We start from the raw sequence: 18,819 nt of genomic DNA on the forward strand, positions 1-18,819 counted from the left end.
TGAGACTTTGCTCGAAAGTGCAGGAGTGCTTGTTTCTGCGCTGACCGAGGAAGAGTTGTTGGACCCACTCTGCAAAGCGCTTGTCTCCAAGGGAGTTTTTAGCACCGGAATCTTTCTAAAGAGGGATAGGAAGTTGCGAACCCTAAGAACCGTGGCAGCCAGTGGAATCGCAGTGGATGAATTTGATCGGTTGTTAGTCGCGTTTGAGTTAGAAAAAAAGAGATCAGTTTTGGCCAAGTTGGCCTTCGGGGATTCGGTTCAAGTCTGCGATCGTAACCATAGGGATGTCGATCTGGCCCATTGGCATAAGCTTCTGCACTCAAATGGATGGATTTCGGCGGTAGCCGCTCCTGTTCGGCGGACGGTCGCGCATTTGGAGTCTTGATTGTTACCTCTAATCAGCTTGAGGCTCTATCTGACTCCGTTGTACAGATGATAAAGACGGTAGCGATGATGATTGAGCATGGATTTGGTGAGATCGATCTCAAAGTGAGTCTCAACCAAGAGCGATCCCGTCTGAGCACCTTAGCTAGTATGGACTTTTTGACTGGTATCGGCAATCGAGCTGCTTTTGAGTACCAATGCGCGATTGCGCTTGAAAATAGAAAAGATGAGATTATTGCCATTGGAATTTTGGATCTTGATGGCTTTAAGGATTTGAATGACTCTTTTGGCCATCAGGCTGGGGATCGATATCTAAAAGTCTTGAGTCAGAAGATTTTGGAAGCATCTCGCAGTAGCGAAATCGTTGCTCGTTTGGGTGGTGATGAGTTTGGCTTTTGCCTTCGAATCCAAGATGTAAGCGAGATTTCAAGTTTTGTAGATCGAATTAGTGACTTGATCCGTGATAGCACGTTTGAACTGAGCGTTACGGGTAGCTTTGGATGGGCTTTTGCACCTTTGGATGACGCTTCTTTCGACTCCCTCTTAGCTAAAGCAGACGAAGCTCTATATGCAGCCAAATCAGGAGGTGGAGATCAATTTAAGTTCTATGGTGGTGAAGTCGCTCGTAGCGTAGGTGTGCGAACTCAGTTCGTGAAAAGTTGCCTGATGCGATTGAAAAAGGTGTAGTTAGCTTCAAATATCAACCTAAGGTCCAAATTTCTACGGGAGATGTTTGTGGGTTAGAGATGCTACTTCGCTGGGGAAGCTTTGAGACCTCGGTAGTCATTGGAGAGCTTAAAAACAATCCCGTTTTAGCTCGAAGTGTTGGCAGGTATCTGATCAAAAGAGCCAGATCCGCGCGAGAGATCTTGGATCGTCAAGGGCTAGAGGCAGTGGATCTCTCGTTGAATTTTTCACCGTCGCACTTTCTTGGTTCGGACTTTGAGAATGACTTAGAGCCCCTATCTTCCAGGAGCAGATCCTTCGTAATCGAGATAACTGAAGATGTAGCAATTGAGGATTTTGAAGAAGCTCGTCTTAGAATCTCAGCACTTAAGGGCAGTGGATTTAGGATCTCCATGGACGATTTGGCAGTGGATTTACCTCTCTTTCTTCGATTGCTAAGTTGACTGTGGATGAGATTAAGATAGACAGGTCTTTCCTCTTAGAGGCTGATAATGATCCAAATACCTATGCTGTATTTAGCTCTTTATTGATGCTTGGGCGACTCGCGAACGCAAGGGTCGTTTTAGAAGGAATTGAAAGCCGAGCCCAAGAAGAACTCTGGGTGACCCTTGGCGGTAAGTTTGCTCAAGGATATCTATATGGTAGACCAAGAGACCTTGGCGAAAGCATTTCGATTATACGAAATCAACCAATAAAACCCAATTTGGATGTGGCTTTACCAGTGGAAGACTTTGAGCTGATAGGCCACTTCTTGCACTTCAGCACTTTCATACCAATAGTCGATTCCTAAGTTCCACAGATGCCTCATGTGGGCTAGGGGATTGGTTCGATCGACGTTTTGAAAAATGGGGGCTCCTCGATGAGTTCAATAGTGCAAATATGGCACATGGTCGACTTCATATCTACCTTCAAGATGCAAAGTCAAATCTTTCAAGGGCGTATATAGACGAACTGGAAGGCGAAGTTCGCGATAGGATCGTATTACTTGCTCGAGCAATAAAGGCAATCTCGGCAAACAGACAGGCTAAAGCTCATCAATTGTCTCTATCGTCTAAATTATTAATGGGATAGCGATTAAATTATTAATTGCGAGACTATCACTTCAGTCGCCTGTTTCTATATCGAATAGGGCTCGTGCGCTAGACGTCTAACTCCCCTCTATGTCAAAGTAAGGCTATTTGTTTTAACTATTTGGTTGCCGTGGCATCGTCGTTTCTTTGTGTCTTGTTTGAATTTTCTTGGGTTTGGCTCTCATCTATTCGCATAACACTCTGAAATGCTCCAATGAGCCCTTTTAATTTCTTGTAAAGTGTGTTAATCTTCTCATGACATGCTTACACCCGAGGAACTCGCCACTATTGAAGCATTCATGGCGAAGACTGAAAACATCGACGAATATAAGCGGGCGCTGGCAGTTCTCACCCTTGAAGATGGGAGTCCCCTCAACAGGACAGGCCTCTCTGTCAAGCATGTACAGCGAATTCGACGGTCATTCCGCAGCATTGGCACTGAGGCATTCAAGGACAAGCGCCATAACAACGCTCCGGTACTTCTCTCAAAGTCTCAAAGAGATGAAGTGGCAATCATGCTCACGACTACAACTCCCAATGACCACGGCTATAGCAGTTCCCCGTTTTGGTCAACACGGATCCTGGCTACAGTACTCAAGCGCAGATACGGTGTTCTCTATGCCTCTAGGACTAGCTATTACGTTCTGTTTCGGGAAAGTAAGTTCAGCTTCCATCTGCCGGGCAAACAGTACGAGAAGGCTGATCCACAAGCGGTAGCTGAATGGAAAGACGAGCAGCAAGAACGTCTGAAAGAGGCATTCTCTGATCCAGATACGGTGATTCTCTGTGAAGACGAGATGGTTCTCACTCAGGCGACAACTACTCAGAAAGTGTGGATACCGAAAGGAACCACACCAGCTGTAATTGAGACCAATGGAACCAGAATGAACCGGAGCATCTATGGGTTTTTGAACCTCAAGACAGGCAAGGAGCATGCATTTGCAACAGAGCGCCAGACTATGCATGAAACAGCGGCCATACTGCTGGCGATCCGCAAGATCTACCCAAGAGAGAAGATTCTGCTTATATGGGATGGGGCAGGATGGCACAGAGGGAGCGTCGCTCAAGAGGCAATTAGGGAGCATCACATCGAAGCAGTCCATTTCCCTCCGTATTCTCCGCAACTCAATCCCCAGGAACACGTTTGGAAGCAAGGGCGCTCTGCTGTAACCCACAATCGCTTCATTCCCAAGATTGAACCAGTCACAAAGGAATTAGTCGACTATCTCAACACGACGACATTCCCATACTCTTTGCTTGATTTCAAGGAGCAAGTCAGAGTGTGAGCTCTATAGTGTCTCTTTTGGTAATTTCCTTGTAGTATGCGGAATTAATGATTTGTGCCTTTGTTTTACCTTATGAGCGATAGAGCTCGATAAGAAAAGGACATAGGAATAAGCTCCGACCAATTGGATTAGTAATCGATGAGAATGATCGCAAATACCTTGAATCGGTGATTAGAAAGACTACCGCACCTGCAAATCAGGTATTTCGAGCAAAGATTGCCTTGATGTGTGGTGACGGGGTTGTAACAGTTGGCACAAAGATGTTCTATAACGATATGTAATGAACTTACGTGAGTGGGCACTGTCCCAAGGTATACATCCTCAAACGGCATATAAGTGGTATCGTGCCGGTACTCTGCCTGTCCCTGCGCTAAAGTAGGGCAACCCATATTGGTGGGAGATCTAGAGTCTCAACCGTCCGTATCTAAGTCTGCCGTCATATATGCACGAGTGTCTTCTGTAGATCAAAAATCAGACCTAGATCCTCAGGTTGCCAGAGTTCTTACCTGGGCTACAGAGCAGGGGTACTCAACAGATCGCGTAGTCACAGAAGTTGGTTCGGCCCTTCGCAGACATAGGCGAAAGTTTCTGTCGTTACTTAAAGACCCCACTGTAGACACAATTTTGCTACAGCACAGAGACCGCTTCTGCCGGTTTGGAGCTGAATATATAGAGGCTGCACTTGAGGCTCAGTCCAGGAAATTGGTTGTGGTAGACCCAGCCGAGGTAGATGACGATCTAGTGCGCGACGTCACGGAACTGCTCACGTCTCTCTGTGTCCGCCTCTACGGTCGCAGTTCGGCTACTAACAAAGCTCAGCCTGCTATTGATGCGGTGTGCTCATGATCGCAGTAATGCGGACAAAAGCACAGGCTCAGAAAGTGTCCGAACTAACTGTGTGTAAAGTTCTTCTTGACGAAGGTAACCCAACAAGGAAAGTATCGCTCACCGGAGATTTCGAGCAATACCGAGATGCACTAGAGTCAGTCAGCGTACTATTTGCAGCTATGTGACGATACCGGCGAGAAGGTTCACTTTGATCGTTGCCGCATCTCCTGACGGCAAGGTGCTGTACGTAGTCACCAGTGGCCCTAATGGATATGAGATCGAGACAATTAGCTTGACCTCGAATCCTCCCACGATTTCCAACACTACCAATCTTCCTAGCGGAACTCCAACCGACATCGCAATATCTCCAGACGGTAGTCATCTCGGGGTAACTTTGAATACCTCCGCTTCGCAAAACGTATCCACGGGTGAAGTGGCGATCTATCAGGTCAATCGAGATGTGATTCAGTCTTCAACTGCGCCAGCAATAATCCCAATTGCTACCACAATTCCAAATTCTCTGGCAATGAGTAACTCCTCAGTCTTCGTAACACCGAGTGCCATCACCACCAAAAATAACAAGAGCTTTTACAACTTTTCGAGTTTCGATATAGCAAGTGGTAACGCCAACTACACAACTGCCCTAACCCATCTTTCGCAGAATTCCCGAAAAATCGCCCCAATTGGCCCCTTTTGAGTTGATTTTTGAGGATTTTCGGCTTGGGTGATTTATAGATTTCCTGGTAGATGGGTATTAGGTCTTTTTGGGTCGCGAATGTAGTGTCCTAATTTTTGAGTAGTTTTGATTATGACTTGCATTAGCTCTGACATGGTGCTATTGTCTTGTTGTGTTTATCCGTGAAACTCCAACAGTTAATAAAAAGACCGGCGTTAGCTACAGTAAGTACCAACTCGTTGAGTCCTACCGCTGTGAAAAAGGTCCCCGTCAACGTATAGTAATGACCTTGACCGAACTGGACCTGGATAAGTCATTGTGGCCAGCTCTGGCCAATGCAATTGCCCAGAGACTCTCTGGAGTAACCTCACTCTTTGAATCAGATCCTATTATTGCCAGATACGTCGATCTAGCAATCACTAAGTATGCAATTCGTTCCGAAGTTGCAGCCGCTAAAGAAACAAGAGCTACTGAGGCTGACCTTGAGATGGTGGATCTCTCTAGTGCTAAGACTATCAATAGTAGAAGTATCGGTCCAGAACTCATAGGAAACTCGTTCTATGAAGCTCTTAGCTTCGATAAGATCCTAGAGAGTGCAGGTCTATCGGGTGAATCCCTTGGTATTGCCAAGGCAACGATAATAGCTCGTCTTATTCATCCTGGATCTGATCGAAAGACGTATTCGTATATCAACTCCAACTCTTCATTACCTGAGATATGTGGTATCGATCTCTCTAAGTTTCACAAGGATAAGGTCTATGCAATTGCAGATAAGCTCTATGACGCTAAAGGCGTCATAGAGCCAGCACTCTATAGAGCTAGCTCTGATCTCTTTAGGACGAATACCAGGCTCTTTCTCTTTGATCTAACTAACACCTACTTCGAAGGTTCTACTAGGGGGAACTCCCTAGCTAAACATGGACATTCCAAAGAGAAGCGTTTTGATTGCACATTAGTTTCTCTGGCACTACTTGTTGATCACAGGGGACTACCCATCTACTCAGAGATACATGAGGGCAATACCTCTGAGCCTAGAACTCTCATTAGCGTACTTGATGCCTTGGAGTCTCTATCGGATGGATCTCTCTTTGGGGATGTTGTTCCTACCATTGTGATGGATAGGGGAATTGCTACCAAGGCAAACCTAGAACTTCTTATTAAGCGCAATCTCAACTACGTAGTAATTGAGAGAGCTAACAAAAAGAGTCTCTATCGAAGCCATTTCATGGAGATGGAAGGCTTCACCGAGATCTACGATGCCCAAGGATCCCCAGTACTGGTGAAAAAGCTCCAAGTGGAACCACAAAAGCCACAAGGACAAGTGAAAACACAAGTACAAGGACAAGTGCAAACGCTAGAAGAAGACACCGGCACTGACGACAATAACAGTTACACCACCTCCGGCAACACTAGCAACAGTATCAGCAACAGCAGCAACGACACCAAAATCATCAAGAGCGACAGTAGCACCGACACTGACGAATATATCCGTAATGGTGCCACCGGCAACAATATCAGCGACAGCACCGACACTGATACTAACGCCACCTCCATCTCCTCCTCTTCCTCTTCCACCTCCATCTCCTCCTCTTCCTCCAACAACAACACCACAACCGTGGTGTTGTGTCGTTCTTTGGGGAGATCCAAGAAGGAATCAGCGATCTCTAGTCAAGCTAACGAGAGATTCTTAGTAGATATCACTTCGTTGAATACCTCAATCACAAAGGGTTCTATATCTAAGACCACAGTTGTCTCAGAGCGTATCGGACGCATCAAGGCCAAGTACCCAAGTATTGCTTCCAAATACGAGATATCCCTTGAATATCATCAAGACCATGGCAAGATCATCAAAAAGAGACGCTTTGACAAAGTAATCAATCTCACTATTACAGAAAAACCCACTAAAGCCAAAGATGATAATCTCCAAGGAGCCTACGTCATAGACACCAGCCATAGCGAGCTAGATGCAGGTGAGATCTGGAATATCTATACGACTCTCACTAAAGTAGAAGATGCCTTTAGATCCCTCAAGAGTGATCTTGGACTTCGACCGGTCTATCATCAACTAGCTAGCCGAACTGCTGCTCACCTCTTCATCTCAGTACTTGCCTATCACCTCCTTAGTGCTATTGAGCTGACCTTGAGGCAAAATAACGATAAGAGAAGATGGTCAACCATTAAAGAGCAACTCAACAGTCACCGCCGAGCCACCATAGTTCTTACATCAGATAAAGGCGTTGTCTATCACATCCGCACTAGTGGTGTTTCTGAGCCGGTTCACAAAGAGATCTACCGTCTCTTAGGAGTTAGTGATCCCCTTAAACGGATAAAGACCATTGCGACGCATTTGTAGTGTCCCAACGTAAGACCACATACTCAACTAGCTGGGAGAATAGGTTGATTTTCGGAAAGATGGGCTAACCAATGCTGGCGATCAACCGATTTGGATCACTTTGAGTCCAGACGGATCAACATTGCAGATGACGGTAAATGGCAATGGTCCGAGTTACGTAGCAGTACGTTCTGCGTCTTCAGGGTCAACGATCAAAGATGTTCCTATTACCCCAGCGTATAGTTTGCAGGGGATTGCCTACGCTCCAGATGGAAGTGCGACCTACTCGGCTGAGATCCAGCAAGTCGGTACAGACAGCGTTGCGGATGTCGACCCTTATAATTACATAACATCGGTATCGTTAGATAATATTGGTCCAGGTGTTGGCACTTCGATTGACCCGACCTGCTTGGCTGTTGGTGTGCCTTTAGCACCGGCGCCGGTGACGCCTGCTACGGTCGCACCGACGATAACTTCTCCAACTACTACTGCACCAACTACTACTTCTCCAACTACTACTTCTCCAACTACTACTGCACCAACTACTACTGCACCAACTACTACTTCTCCAACTACTACTTCTCCAACTACTACTTTGCCGGTAACAACGACTATTGTACCGACGTCGGTCTCGCAACCGTCGTCGTCTCCGACTACCGTCGCTGCTCAGCCTTCGTCCACGACTCAGTCGTCCGTGATCGTACCGGCGGTCCATACAGGTAAACCCTGGAGCTCCAATCTGTGGTGGCTGTTAGTCGCGACTGTGGGTCTTGCAGGTCTTGTTCTTTTGCGTTCCGGAAGCAATCGCCAATTGGGTGACACTGAACAAAGTTGACGGTTTGAAGTAAGTCATTCTCATCGCGTGTAGTGCGGAATGACGAATTTGTAGATGCGTAAATAAACAGAGGCTACGAGGGCGGTTCGCTCACTTAGCCTCTGTTTTATTGATCGCTAAGAATCGTCCTTTTTGCAGAAACGGATTGTCGATGAAATTGAAGAATCGGGGCTGTCAATGTTTGACTTGATTTTCTGGCACACAAAGTGTGCATGGTCTTCACGGCTTATGCAAAGGTAAAATGGTCGCGAGCTGGGTCAATCCCCGGGCTTTCCTCTGATGAGCGGAGGCGCAAGTTACGTAATCTACTTAATCTGTAGTAGCGAACGGTTACAGTTGAATCCCCATATCAGCATCGTCGATGGATCTGCTACGAAAGTAAAGTTGGGCCGCTTCACTCTGTAAGCGCAACGAGCTCGGTAAGTTTCTCCGTAGGTTTGAGAATGCCTTGGGTCTTGCGCGAAAGATCTTCCATGCCATCTTGGATGTGTTTTCGATCTGCGCTGGATTGCTAGGGAGGGTCGGTGCTTTTTGGCATGTCTTGACGAGTGAGGGCATTGGAGTTTTAGTTCGACACTCGGTGCTACGGGGAATGTGGGTCGTAAAAGCGGCAATAGTAGCTGGTATCAATTGCGCACTTGAGATGAATAGTCCGAAGGCTTCCTATGTTGAGATCAAAGCTCGAGAATATCTAGAGCCAAAAGAAACTGTTCCTCTTTCTAAATGTCCAGAGGTTACCAACGAGTTGGTAGACCTTGGTCAATATGAGCAACTCCTAATGGGCCAGGTGGCCTCATGAGCCAAGAGTCCGAACTTCTAGATATAGCTAATTACGCGAAAGCTCTACGCCTGCCTGCAATTGGTGCCAACTTCGCCGATATCTTGGCCCAAGCCAAAAGAGATGGTTGGAGTCATCTGCGATTTATCACCGAGCTTTTATCTCTAGAGCTGACCGAACGCGAGGCCCGACGATGCCAACGTCTTTTAATAGAGGCAAAGATACCTCGTACTAAATTACTAGGTGAGTTCAACTTGGCAGATTCCTCTATAACTACAGAGACTCTAGAGTTTCTCGTAAGAGGAGACTTCTGTGACGTTGCTACCTCGGTTGTTCTAGTTGGTGGACCAGGGACTGGTAAGACCCATCTCTTGATTGGAACACTTGTCTCCCTGACAGCAAAAGGAAAGAAAGTGCGCTACACCAACGCTGCCACTTTAGTAAATGAACTCCATGAAGCACAAGATGACCATAGATTGTCCAAGGTCATTGAAAGGTATCAGCGCCTTGATGTCCTTGGGATTGATGAGCTTGGGTACCTTCAACTCGATAGACGCGGTGCCGAACTACTCTTTCAGGTAATCACAGAGAGAGAAGAGCAATCCTCGTTGATGGTTGCTACCAATCTTCCGTTCTCTCAAATGGAATGGTATTTTTAGCGATCCAAGACTTGCTGGTGCAGTGGTTGATCGAATCACCTTCAACTCCAAGATCATCGAAACTGGATCTTCGTCTTTTCGTCTTCGCTCAGCAATAGCGACAAAGCAGAAGAAGTAGCACTCAATAGCTCCAAATAAACCTTGAGAGGCAACTCTTGTCAATGGTCTTTTGTGAACGTCAAGCTAACGGCTAAGAAGATGCACATGGGTAACCATACCCGTGCATCTTCTTCGGCCTTAGTGAACAACTCTCAAATGCCACCTCCATTGCCACCTCCATGGCCGTAGTGGGTTGTTATTTAGTCAATCTCAATCTGGATGAATGCAGATGGCCACCAACAGGGGTCGGCAATTACTTGGGGTGATCACTTGGGACCCAATTACAACTATCAATAAGGAGACGTAAGTGGAAGACAAAATCCCGTTAGGCAACGCTATGGCAATGCCAGCGTGTCGTTACTGTGGGAATGCAATTAGTTCAACTAGGCCAAGAATCTACTGTAGCGACAGATGTCGAGTAAATGCATGGAAGCTACGAAATAGAAACAAAGTTACCGTAGCAGAATTGCCAAAGGGTAATAAGAGAAAAGATTGCACTGTCTATGAATGCCCACAGTGCGAAACAAGATATCTAGGAGTCCAAAGATGCGATGACTGTGGCTTGTTCTGTAAGAAGGTGGAAGGTGGCGGACTCTGTCCTTCTTGTGATCAAGTAGTTGCCTTCATTGATCTCATTTGAGGATAAGGCTAAATAGTAAAACTGTACTGACCCATAGATTCAGCACATAGTGGGCCACACGAGCTCATCTGTCATCGATTATCAAGACAACCTTTGCAAGTTCAGCTATGGAGCAGATAAATTCAATTTTGCTTAGATGGGTAGAGACTATCCAATTGGAGAGTTCGAAAGGAGCGTCAAACAGCTGAATCTAACCGAAATTTGGAAATTCAAAAGGGATCTCTAAATACCAACCAAATCTCTCATGGCGCGTTGTTATAGTTGAAAGTTGAGTGGGGCCATTAACTCAAACGTGCTGGGGCCAATTCAGTCAAGCGTTTCCACAGTTTTGTTGTATCGGCCGATACCCCTCCGTGCCAACGTAAATTGGATACGGGATGGCGACACCTCTAAAGTTGCAAAATGTACTTGGTGGCTTTGAGGTCTTCGTTGAGGTAACTCTCGTTTCGGTTATACTTCCATGGCAAATTCGTTCCCTGGTAAAGAGGACATTGTGCTGCACTCTTTAAAGCAAGCTTACGACTTGGATAACGCCCTCCAGTAAGAGGGTGTCGTGCAGACTGACAGCCATTTTGCGGAGCTTCTTTTGAATCCCGCTCTACGAAATAGGGCTTTGATTAGCTGATCGAAGATGCGCAGTTCTAGAGATTGAAGTGGTTACTTGGATGTGTCGCCATTGAAGATTTAAAAACGGCCGTTGGTTTGAATTTGACTATCGATAGTGGTTCGGAGATGTCGTTGGTTGACGTCGTGCTTGCAACCCATGAATTGACGGCGGATTAGACGTAATTTCAAGGTTTCGGTTTTTCCCTTTGATAATCGTCTGCGCCTTTCCAATGTTTATCATCTCGCGTTTTGGTAGTTAACCCCCTTCGCGTTTTGGTAGTTAACCCCCTTCGCGTTTTGGTAGTTAACCCCCTTCGCGTTTTGGTAGTTAACCCCCTTCGCGTTTTGGTAGTTAACCCCCTTCGCGTTTTGGTAGTTAACCCCCTTCGCGTTTTGGTAGTTAACCCCCTTCGCGTTTTGGTAGTTAACCCCCTTCGCGTTTTGGTAGTTAACCCCCTTCGCGTTTTGGTAGTTAACCTCCTTCGCGTTTTGGTAGTTAACCCCCTTCGCGTTTTGGTAGTTAACCCCCTTCGCGTTTTGGTAGTTAACCCCCTTCGCGTTTTGGTAGTTAACCCCCTTCGCTGCACTATAATAATGGTGTGAGTGAAAGCTATCGTTCTCTTTTTAATCGTCGAATCTATAAAGTCGCTTTAGATCGCATGGAAGACGAGCCCGTCATCTTCTTACATGGACCTCGTTCGGTTGGTAAATCCACATTACTTCTTCAACTTGCAGATAATTTGAGCGTGGCTGTTATTGACTTAGATGATCCTGTAGTTCGAGATGCGGTAAAGGCAGGTCCGGTAAATGCGATGAATGACTCCACGCCGATCCTTTTGGATGAGTACCAGTATGTGCCCGAAGTATTAGATGCCATCAAAGCGCGACTCAACAGGGAGGGATCGCTACCCGGAACCGCGGTAATGACCGGGTCCACACGCTTTGATACTTTGCCACGTACGGCGCAGGCGCTTACTGGCAGATTGCACCTATTGAATATTTGGCCTCTTTCGCAAGGTGAGATATGGGGTTCGGAAGAGAATTTGATTCTAAAGTTGTTGGACGATCCGGAAAATACAGTGGCTTCATTGCCAAGATCAGACTCAACCAGACAGGAATATGTTGCCAGGATCATTACGGGTGGTTTTCCAATGGCGATCTCGCGGTCGTCAAACGTATCTCGAAATCGGTGGTTCGATGACTATTTAATGCAATCGATTGAACGTGATTCGGTGGAACTTGTTCGAATTCGTCAACGTCAAATATTACAAAGGCTCTTTTCTACGGTGGCCTCCCAAACTGCACAGATTCTAAATGTTAGCAAGGTGGGCGCGGGGTTGGAGATTGACAGGAAGACTTTAGAAAGCTATCTTCGGCTTCTCGAAGACCTCTATCTCATCGTACGTTTACCTGCGTGGGGTAAGACGCTCAGGACAAGAGCAAATTCCAAACCAAAGATTCATGTAGTAGATTCTGGTTTAGCGGCCCGGGTTTTGAGGTTGTCTTTAGAGCGCGTTTTAAGTTTTGACGCAACGGCAATTACCGTGCTTGGTAACGTTTTAGAGACTTTTGTCGTCGGAGAGCTGCGTAAGCAGATCTCTTGGCTTGACGAGAAAGTTCTTTGCGGTCATTGGCGCACTTCGGCCGATGATGAGGTTGATTTTGTTATCGAATTCGATGATGGATCCGTTATCGCTTTTGAGATAAAGGCAGGAGAGCGCATTACGGGAGCCGAATTCAGAGGACTACGTAAACTTAGGGACGCGCTAGGGAAGCGTTTTATTGCGGGGGTAGCTTTCACTATGGGATCAAGGTCTTACAACTATGAAGACCGGCTTTACGTGATGCCTCTCGATCGACTCTGGCGCACAGTCCCGTAAAGCGTCCTACCTTGTACTTAGGCCTTTGGAGTTTCGATGCTCGATCCCGATAGGTAATTGAGTTGGTTAGGTTGACTCAGTTGCGTGAAGATGACGAGCAGTCCCCCTGGAATATTGTTTCCTCGAGATTTGGTGTCCCGCCATATCGGGCAGTCTGGTGTCTCTTCAGTGGGCACTAAAAGTAGTAACGAGTCATCGATGGATCGATCTATTTTGCCTTGACAGTGTGTCAAATGACGATGGTGTTAATAGAACTGATCTTTTGGCTCGTCTCTCAATTGGCGGGATTGCAAGTAAGTAAAGAAGCGAGATTTGACGTTTGCCTAAGAGCCTTGACCAATTTGCTTGACGAATAGCTATTTCAGTAAATAGCGATTATAAATTTTCAATGACCAAGCTTAATTAGGGTTGATTCTCAATTAATCCCAAGTTAGGGCCGTGATCATGGTCACATGGCAATAGCGATCAATGAGATTATAACTTTCGCACGCAGAAGAAAAATAACCGTAGAGGCGACCTAGCGGTAGTAATCTTCGCTGTTTTTGCGATATTCGTACTTGTGACATCCCATAAGTACCTAGTGTCGGAGCCTGCCAAGGAAGTTGTCACTTTCGCACAATCTAAGCTACCTCCCTTTGGCCCCCTTTTGATTCATCTCCCACCGAACTATTCGTAGGAATAATTGGTACCTCTGATACTGGATCCCAGTCTCTGCATTTGCCCGAGATCCACCGTCCTGGTTTGGATTTGCGAGCTCCCTCGTAGAGCTCGCGCCGTCTATTTAGTAGCTCGATATGCTCTCCACTGTGTGCCTGTTGTGGGGTTACGAACTTGATACCAGAGTGCTGGTGATCGAATTTGGAGTGGATCCATCGACACTCTTCGCTAATTTCAAGAGGAGAGGTGCTATATAGCTGTGACCCCGCAAACGCTAGCGGAAAGGCAATATCTGGAGCGATCTCTCTCCACCAGGACTGTTGATCCGCTTCAATTGAGTTCAGCACAGTAAACCACCCCTTCAATCCGGCAGCCTCCACAACGAGTGGATCGTTCGACTGCTGAAAAGCGTTACTTGGGTTGCCAGTAAAGGTGAGTTTGCCCTAAGTAGCATGACTTTAGTAGTTCAGATAAGGCTTTATCGAACTCCAAGATCTCCATCTCTATAATCCAGCCAATTGCCCAGTTCTTATAGCTAGATGTCTCTACTAGAAGTTGGATGAAGCAGTTGGTTTTTTCTGCTAGCGCAAGTAGATTTTGGATCGAATCGTCTTGCGAAGAGTTCGACAACTTCAGATGGGTTTGGATCAATTCGTTTGCGCTCTCTATTATTCTGCAATCGAGATCGCCTTGTCTTGGTGCTAGATTGAGCCTTTTGGCGGCTTCGTCAAATTGGGACATCTGTCTTTTTGCGTCTCGCTTTATCTGCGACTGCTGAGATTCCAGCACTCTTTTGATATTTTATTTTTTCGAAGGCCGCTTGAGCTTTGATTTGTGAATTGCAGAGTAAATCTAATCGATCTCACTAAGTCGAAATCACGATGATAAGGTTTTGCCATGGAGATTAATTTTGTCAGCTAATAAAGAAAATCGATACGAATGGGAAGAACCCGGAGCATTCGAGGTCGTTCCAAATGTTTATCGCATTCCTTTACCGCTTCCAGGAGACTCACTTCGGGCCGTTAATGTCTATCTTTTGCTTGGCTCTGATCGAGTAGTCCTGATCGATTCGGGTCAATTTCTTGAGGTGGCACGTAAGGCCCTGACTGGGGCGCTGGCCTTAGTAGGTGTGGAGGTAGGTGACGTCTCTGAATTTCTGATTACGCATATTCATAGGGACCACTACACCCAAGCGATTGCGCTTCGGCGCGAATTTCACGGGAAGGTCTCAATTGGCGCTGGTGAACGTTCTTCCTTTGATATGATTCAACGAAATGAGCAGGATTCCTTGGAACGACAATTTGGTCTACTGAGACTTTGTGGCGCACAAGCACTCTATGAGACTGTCTCTGCCTTTGGTAGCGACGATTCAGAGATCATCAATCTATACGAGAGGCCAGATGATTGGCTCTATGATGGAACGGTTTTGCATGTCGGTGGCCGCAATTTGAGTGTGATTTCGACTCCCGGTCACACACGCGGTCATGTAGTCTTTCTCGATTCAGATTCTAAAGTATTATTTGCGGGAGATCACGTTTTGCCCCATATAACACCTTCGATTGCTCTTGAGGCCGATCGGCCGCGCCTTCCTCTTGGAGATTACTTGGGATCGCTCAACAAAGTTAGACAGATGCCAGATTCGATGTTGCTGCCAGCTCACGGCCCAGTGGTCCCAAGTTCACATAAGCGAATCGACGAGCTTCTTTTGCATCATGACCTTAGGTTGCGTCAAACCTATAGTGCTCTTGGCGTCGGTGGTATGAGCGCCTTCGAGGTAGCCAGACATCTGAAATGGACACGTAGAGAGACCGATCTAGGTGATCTGGACCTCTTTAATTCGATGCTTGCCATCTTTGAGACTAAATATCATCTGGATCTCTTGGTGGAGCTGGGAGTTTTGTCCTCTAAAGTTGAAGATGAAGTAGAGTTTTATGCTCCAAAAGCAACTCAATACCCAGGGGATCTTATCCAAAGTCGATTATTGGTTTAGTGTCTCTTTGGCTCCCATTGGCCTGGCTTCGACTTGACAGAGGGTTCGACAGTGGTACCTTGATTGAGGTACTTTGACAGAGGGCAACCTCTCTTTGATGCCTCTAGTTAATTTGCTTTGGGGTCAGCAGCTGAAGGCAGATTTGAAGATCGAGTGACAGTGGCTATCTCTGTAGCGTTGCTTAGAAGTTTTTGATTAGCTTCCAACTTTTAGGGGAGTAATTTGGGTTGGCGGTTGCGGCTTGGCGGACTTGTTCGATCTGGTCGTTTGCCAATCTTGCCAGGATCAAGGGGTGGGTTTCTTTTAGTGATGCTATGACTATGCGGACTCTGGGATCAACATCGTTGGAAAGGCGTATTCGCATCTCCTCGGTTAGTTGCAAGCTTCGAGCTGATAAAGATCTAGCGACTGGATCTGGATCTAGGGTTAGTTTTTCAAGTAGGTCCAACGAAACGTCGTAGTTTATGGTTGCACAAGCCCGAACATAAGGGTCGGGATCTTCTCGAAGTTTTTCTATAGCTTCGTAGGAAATGCAAAAGGAGCCAACTAGAGCGGATCGAACTTCGGCGCTGGGATCGTCGGTTAGCTCGAGATATCTGTCGTATGGAATTAAATCTGTTTTGGTGACGCTTGCACGAATCTTTGGGTCGGGGTCGTATGAGAGGATTAGGGCCGTCTCTTCATCCATGTTGGCATTTGAAGAGACGGCCAGACGGACCTCGAGAAGAGAATCTTGCGATAGGTAAGAGAGGATTGCAGGATCGCAGCAGGGATTTTGGGCAATTGCACACCTGATTTGTGGATCTTGGTTACGGCTCAGAAGATAGGCAATGTCGACTTCTAAATTGGAGCTATGGGCTAGATGAATTCGTAGTTGAGGCATCTCTGAATAGATTTTTAGGTGGTCATTTTCATTTAACCAATGACCTTGTGCTGCGGCGCCTTGAACTGTGATCTCTGGATCTAGAAGTAGTTCATCGATATATGGTTTGGTGCAAAAAAAGCTTCGAGCTACTGCTTGTCGTACTAGTGGACTGGGATCCTTTACCAGGCGAACAATTACGGCTTTTGGTGTTTCGATCTTTTCAACTACTAATTTACGTATCTCTGCTTCGTCGTCAAATGAGAGTTTGGTTAGAAGTTCGGGATTTTCGCTCAGCTCTATGAGATCGCTTTTAGAGATCAAGTTCAGTTTCATGAGTTCATCTGAAAAATGTGGATTTCTAGAGGTGGCTGCCACGTAGCACCAATTGACACTTTTTTGGTTCCCTGTCTGGGTGAGCCATAGCTCTTTGGGTAGCTGTTCGTTTTGGGCGAGAGCCTCAATCGTCTCAAATTCGAAACTAAGCAAAATGCGGATTACGCTCTCCCAGGAGAGATTTGGATTTCGAGAGGCTGCGATTCGAATCGACTTTTCTTTGTCAATGGCAAATTTATCCAAAAGGGCGTTGTCGATCGCGGGATTCTCAATAGCACTAATGCGTACCGATAGATCCTGGTCATGCGCGAGAAAAGATAAGATCGATTGCGGTATAAACATCGAGGACGCAGCGCTTTGTCGTTCGGTAGGGTCGCTAGATCTTGATGCAGCCAGCAGTTCTTTTATGTAGTCATCTTCTGAAAAGTTGTTTTCATGATGATTCATCAAAATTTTCGCCTTCTTGGCTGGTAGGAAAGTAGTCTTATCGCTGTTGTCCTTATAATTTACATCTAAAAAATGTTCATCGTTTAAAGATACGATCTGATCTATTGATCTTTATGGTTTGGCACTTCGAGCAATCTTGCATATGGCAATATTGGCCATTATTTGGGCTATCTCTCTGATTGAGATAGTGCTGGAATAGGTTTTTGTCCCGAGATTGGCAAGCCAAGGTGGCTCCATGATGCTATCGACTCTTAGACGAACGCAGATTTAGTGGAGCCGATCTGCTTTCGTCGGGGGGTTCGATGTGGTTAAGGTTCGGAAATAAGGCTTCTTTTTTTTCGAGGTGTGCAACAAAAGATCAGAGTTCGCTTGTAGGAGAGCAAATCGATAATTGACGCCAATCAAAGTTCGGGTTAGTGTAGTTGACGTGGCAATTGAAATTGGTAGTGGAGTCTTCGAGGTCGATACGAAACTCGGTGGTTGGGATAATATAACTGCAGGTTACCTCATTAGAGGTGATGCTCCGTTATTGATCGAAGTGGGATCACAGAGTTCGGTTGATACCGTTTTAGATGAGCTATCTAATATAGGGTTGGGCGCTGGAGACTTGGCCGGAATCGCACTGACTCATATTCACTTAGATCACGCCGGGGGCGTTGGCGACATCGCTAATGCCTTTCCAAATGCCACCATCTATGTTCACGAACGAGGTGCGAGGCATCTAGCTGATCCAAGCCGATTGATCAGCTCTGCGGAGACGGTCTACGGTGAGAAATTGGATACCCTATATGGGCGACTACTTCCAACTGACGCCTCAAGGATACGTGTCGTGGGAGATGGTGACGAAATTCGAATTTCCACTAACCACACCGTCGAGGTCATCAATTCGCCAGGACACGCAAAGCATCATTTGGGTTATTTCGACAATGTATCTGGTCTAGTTTTTACTGGAGATGCCGCTGGTGTGCTCTTGCCCGAGATTAGGTTGCTTCGGCCCGCTACACCTCCCGCTGACTTTGATTTAGCGAGCGCACTTTCATCATTGAGGAGATTTAAAGAGTATTCTCCAATCGCTCTAGCCTTTGCTCACTATGGAGTCTATGGATCTCCCGAAGAACTTTTGGACGAGGCGATTGAGTCGCTTATCTCTTGGGCAACAGTTGCAGAACGTGCCTATCTAGATGGAGATGACATCGAATCTGCTCTATATGCGCAGTTCAACTTAGAAGCCGGTGAGATTGCTCAAGAAGCGATTGAGCGCTTTGACACGTTGAATGGCATTCATTCAAACGCACAAGGTTTGAAGATTTGGCTTGAGCGGGGTGGAGCCAGTCAAAGTGCCATTGGGGAACACCATGGTCATGCCCATTAGGCCATTGCGACTTTCTCCTCGAAGACAATTGCGCAATTCATAAATCGACTCTTTCGGGTGGTATTTTTTGACTCAGAATGGAGTTACTATGCCTTGTTCGGAATTAAGTGTGGAGCTTAAAATCTAAAACGGGTAAAAATTCACTTATGCAATTGTCTCCTAGATGATGAACTAGGGTTAGCCTAGTTTTTGATATCGCTCCTAAGTCCATAATTACGGTATTGACTATCTCGTTTTGTGGACCACCATTTGCAGATTCGCTGGGCCAAGCTACCAAGGTCTCTAAGTCACACTGGTGAGCCTTAGTCAATCTGATAGAAGATTTTGATTGTTGTAGTGCAATCTAATTGGAGCGTAGTAGCGACCTTGATAAGGGGTCGCTCTATGTGATAGTT

Annotated in this window: 18 protein-coding genes and 2 pseudogenes; 17 read left to right on the top strand and 3 right to left on the bottom strand. The window is 46.2% G+C overall.

Annotation, left to right across the window (positions count from 1 at the left end):
- From ACIDITHRIX25_RS99075 to ACIDITHRIX25_RS99145, 15 genes and pseudogenes are all read left to right on the top strand, one after another.
- Window positions 1-385: hypothetical protein (locus ACIDITHRIX25_RS99075; RefSeq protein WP_213333469.1), on the top strand; the 385-nt coding region annotated here is incomplete at its 5' end.
- Window positions 382-1,071, top strand: coding sequence for a GGDEF domain-containing protein (locus ACIDITHRIX25_RS99080; RefSeq protein ID WP_201731806.1), 690 nt, complete (start codon window positions 382-384; stop codon window positions 1,069-1,071). The genes ACIDITHRIX25_RS99075 and ACIDITHRIX25_RS99080, both read left to right, overlap by 4 nt.
- Window positions 1,044-1,861 (top strand): annotated as a pseudogene (locus ACIDITHRIX25_RS99085) (EAL domain-containing protein). Before ACIDITHRIX25_RS99080 ends, ACIDITHRIX25_RS99085 begins: the two are co-directional and overlap by 28 nt.
- An 89-nt stretch (window positions 1,862-1,950) precedes the next feature.
- Entirely contained in the window at window positions 1,951-2,142 is a 192-nt protein-coding gene (locus ACIDITHRIX25_RS99090; protein ID WP_201731808.1) for a hypothetical protein, read from the top strand.
- A 259-nt stretch (window positions 2,143-2,401) separates the two neighbouring features.
- Window positions 2,402-3,427, top strand: coding sequence for an IS630 family transposase (locus ACIDITHRIX25_RS99095; protein WP_201731809.1), 1,026 nt, complete (start codon window positions 2,402-2,404; stop codon window positions 3,425-3,427).
- Between the two features lie 280 nt (window positions 3,428-3,707).
- Window positions 3,708-4,273, top strand: a pseudogene (locus ACIDITHRIX25_RS99100) (IS607 family transposase).
- Window positions 4,270-4,440 (top strand): hypothetical protein, encoded by a 171-nt coding sequence (locus ACIDITHRIX25_RS99105; RefSeq protein WP_201731810.1) that lies wholly within the window; start codon window positions 4,270-4,272, stop codon window positions 4,438-4,440. The pseudogene ACIDITHRIX25_RS99100 and the gene ACIDITHRIX25_RS99105 overlap by 4 nt, the downstream one beginning before the upstream one ends.
- A 23-nt stretch (window positions 4,441-4,463) precedes the next feature.
- A complete protein-coding gene (locus ACIDITHRIX25_RS99110) occupies window positions 4,464-4,952 on the top strand; it encodes a lactonase family protein (protein WP_201731811.1) in 489 nt (162 codons plus the stop codon).
- A 151-nt stretch (window positions 4,953-5,103) separates the two neighbouring features.
- On the top strand, window positions 5,104-7,284 hold the full coding sequence (locus tag ACIDITHRIX25_RS99115) for an IS1634 family transposase (protein ID WP_201731812.1): 2,181 nt from the start codon (window positions 5,104-5,106) through the stop codon (window positions 7,282-7,284).
- Between the two features lie 100 nt (window positions 7,285-7,384).
- The gene (locus ACIDITHRIX25_RS99120; protein ID WP_201731813.1) at window positions 7,385-8,098 is read left to right on the top strand and encodes a hypothetical protein; all 714 of its coding nucleotides are present in this window, start codon (window positions 7,385-7,387) and stop codon (window positions 8,096-8,098) included.
- Between the two features lie 448 nt (window positions 8,099-8,546).
- The gene (locus ACIDITHRIX25_RS99125) at window positions 8,547-8,897 is read left to right on the top strand and encodes a hypothetical protein (RefSeq protein ID WP_201731814.1); all 351 of its coding nucleotides are present in this window, start codon (window positions 8,547-8,549) and stop codon (window positions 8,895-8,897) included.
- A complete protein-coding gene (locus ACIDITHRIX25_RS99130) occupies window positions 8,894-9,535 on the top strand; it encodes an ATP-binding protein (protein WP_201731815.1) in 642 nt (213 codons plus the stop codon). Before ACIDITHRIX25_RS99125 ends, ACIDITHRIX25_RS99130 begins: the two co-directional genes overlap by 4 nt.
- 22 nt (window positions 9,536-9,557) lie before the next feature.
- Window positions 9,558-9,653 (top strand): ATPase, encoded by a 96-nt coding sequence (locus ACIDITHRIX25_RS99135; RefSeq protein WP_407071681.1) that lies wholly within the window; start codon window positions 9,558-9,560, stop codon window positions 9,651-9,653.
- A 288-nt stretch (window positions 9,654-9,941) separates the two neighbouring features.
- On the top strand, window positions 9,942-10,274 hold the full coding sequence (locus ACIDITHRIX25_RS99140; RefSeq protein WP_201731816.1) for a hypothetical protein: 333 nt from the start codon (window positions 9,942-9,944) through the stop codon (window positions 10,272-10,274).
- A 1,205-nt stretch (window positions 10,275-11,479) separates the two neighbouring features.
- Entirely contained in the window at window positions 11,480-12,760 is a 1,281-nt protein-coding gene (locus tag ACIDITHRIX25_RS99145; RefSeq protein WP_201731817.1) for an ATP-binding protein, read from the top strand.
- Window positions 12,761-13,380: 620 nt separating this feature from the next.
- Here the strand turns inward: ACIDITHRIX25_RS99145 and ACIDITHRIX25_RS99150 are convergent.
- Both ACIDITHRIX25_RS99150 and ACIDITHRIX25_RS99155 read right to left on the bottom strand, forming a co-directional pair.
- Window positions 13,381-13,764 carry a hypothetical protein gene (locus ACIDITHRIX25_RS99150; RefSeq protein WP_201731818.1) on the bottom strand — a complete coding sequence of 128 codons (384 nt, stop codon included), beginning with the start codon at window positions 13,762-13,764 and terminating at the stop codon, window positions 13,381-13,383.
- A gap of 64 nt (window positions 13,765-13,828) precedes the next feature.
- Window positions 13,829-14,206, bottom strand: a complete 378-nt coding sequence (locus tag ACIDITHRIX25_RS99155) for a hypothetical protein (RefSeq protein WP_201731819.1) — start codon at window positions 14,204-14,206, stop codon at window positions 13,829-13,831.
- Window positions 14,207-14,327: 121 nt separating this feature from the next.
- On the opposite strand from ACIDITHRIX25_RS99155, the gene ACIDITHRIX25_RS99160 reads away from it, so the two are divergent.
- Complete coding sequence (locus ACIDITHRIX25_RS99160; protein WP_201731820.1) at window positions 14,328-15,407, top strand: MBL fold metallo-hydrolase; 1,080 nt, start codon at window positions 14,328-14,330, stop codon at window positions 15,405-15,407.
- Between the two features lie 181 nt (window positions 15,408-15,588).
- On the opposite strand, the gene ACIDITHRIX25_RS99165 is transcribed toward ACIDITHRIX25_RS99160, so the two are convergent.
- Complete coding sequence (locus ACIDITHRIX25_RS99165; RefSeq protein WP_201731821.1) at window positions 15,589-17,052, bottom strand: HEAT repeat domain-containing protein; 1,464 nt, start codon at window positions 17,050-17,052, stop codon at window positions 15,589-15,591.
- Window positions 17,053-17,443: 391 nt separating this feature from the next.
- Here ACIDITHRIX25_RS99165 and ACIDITHRIX25_RS99170 point away from each other — a divergent pair, with 391 nt between their 5' ends.
- Entirely contained in the window at window positions 17,444-18,424 is a 981-nt protein-coding gene (locus ACIDITHRIX25_RS99170; protein ID WP_201731822.1) for an MBL fold metallo-hydrolase, read from the top strand.
- Window positions 18,425-18,819: the final 395 nt, after the last annotated feature.

Source organism: Acidithrix sp. C25, from assembly GCF_904848545.2.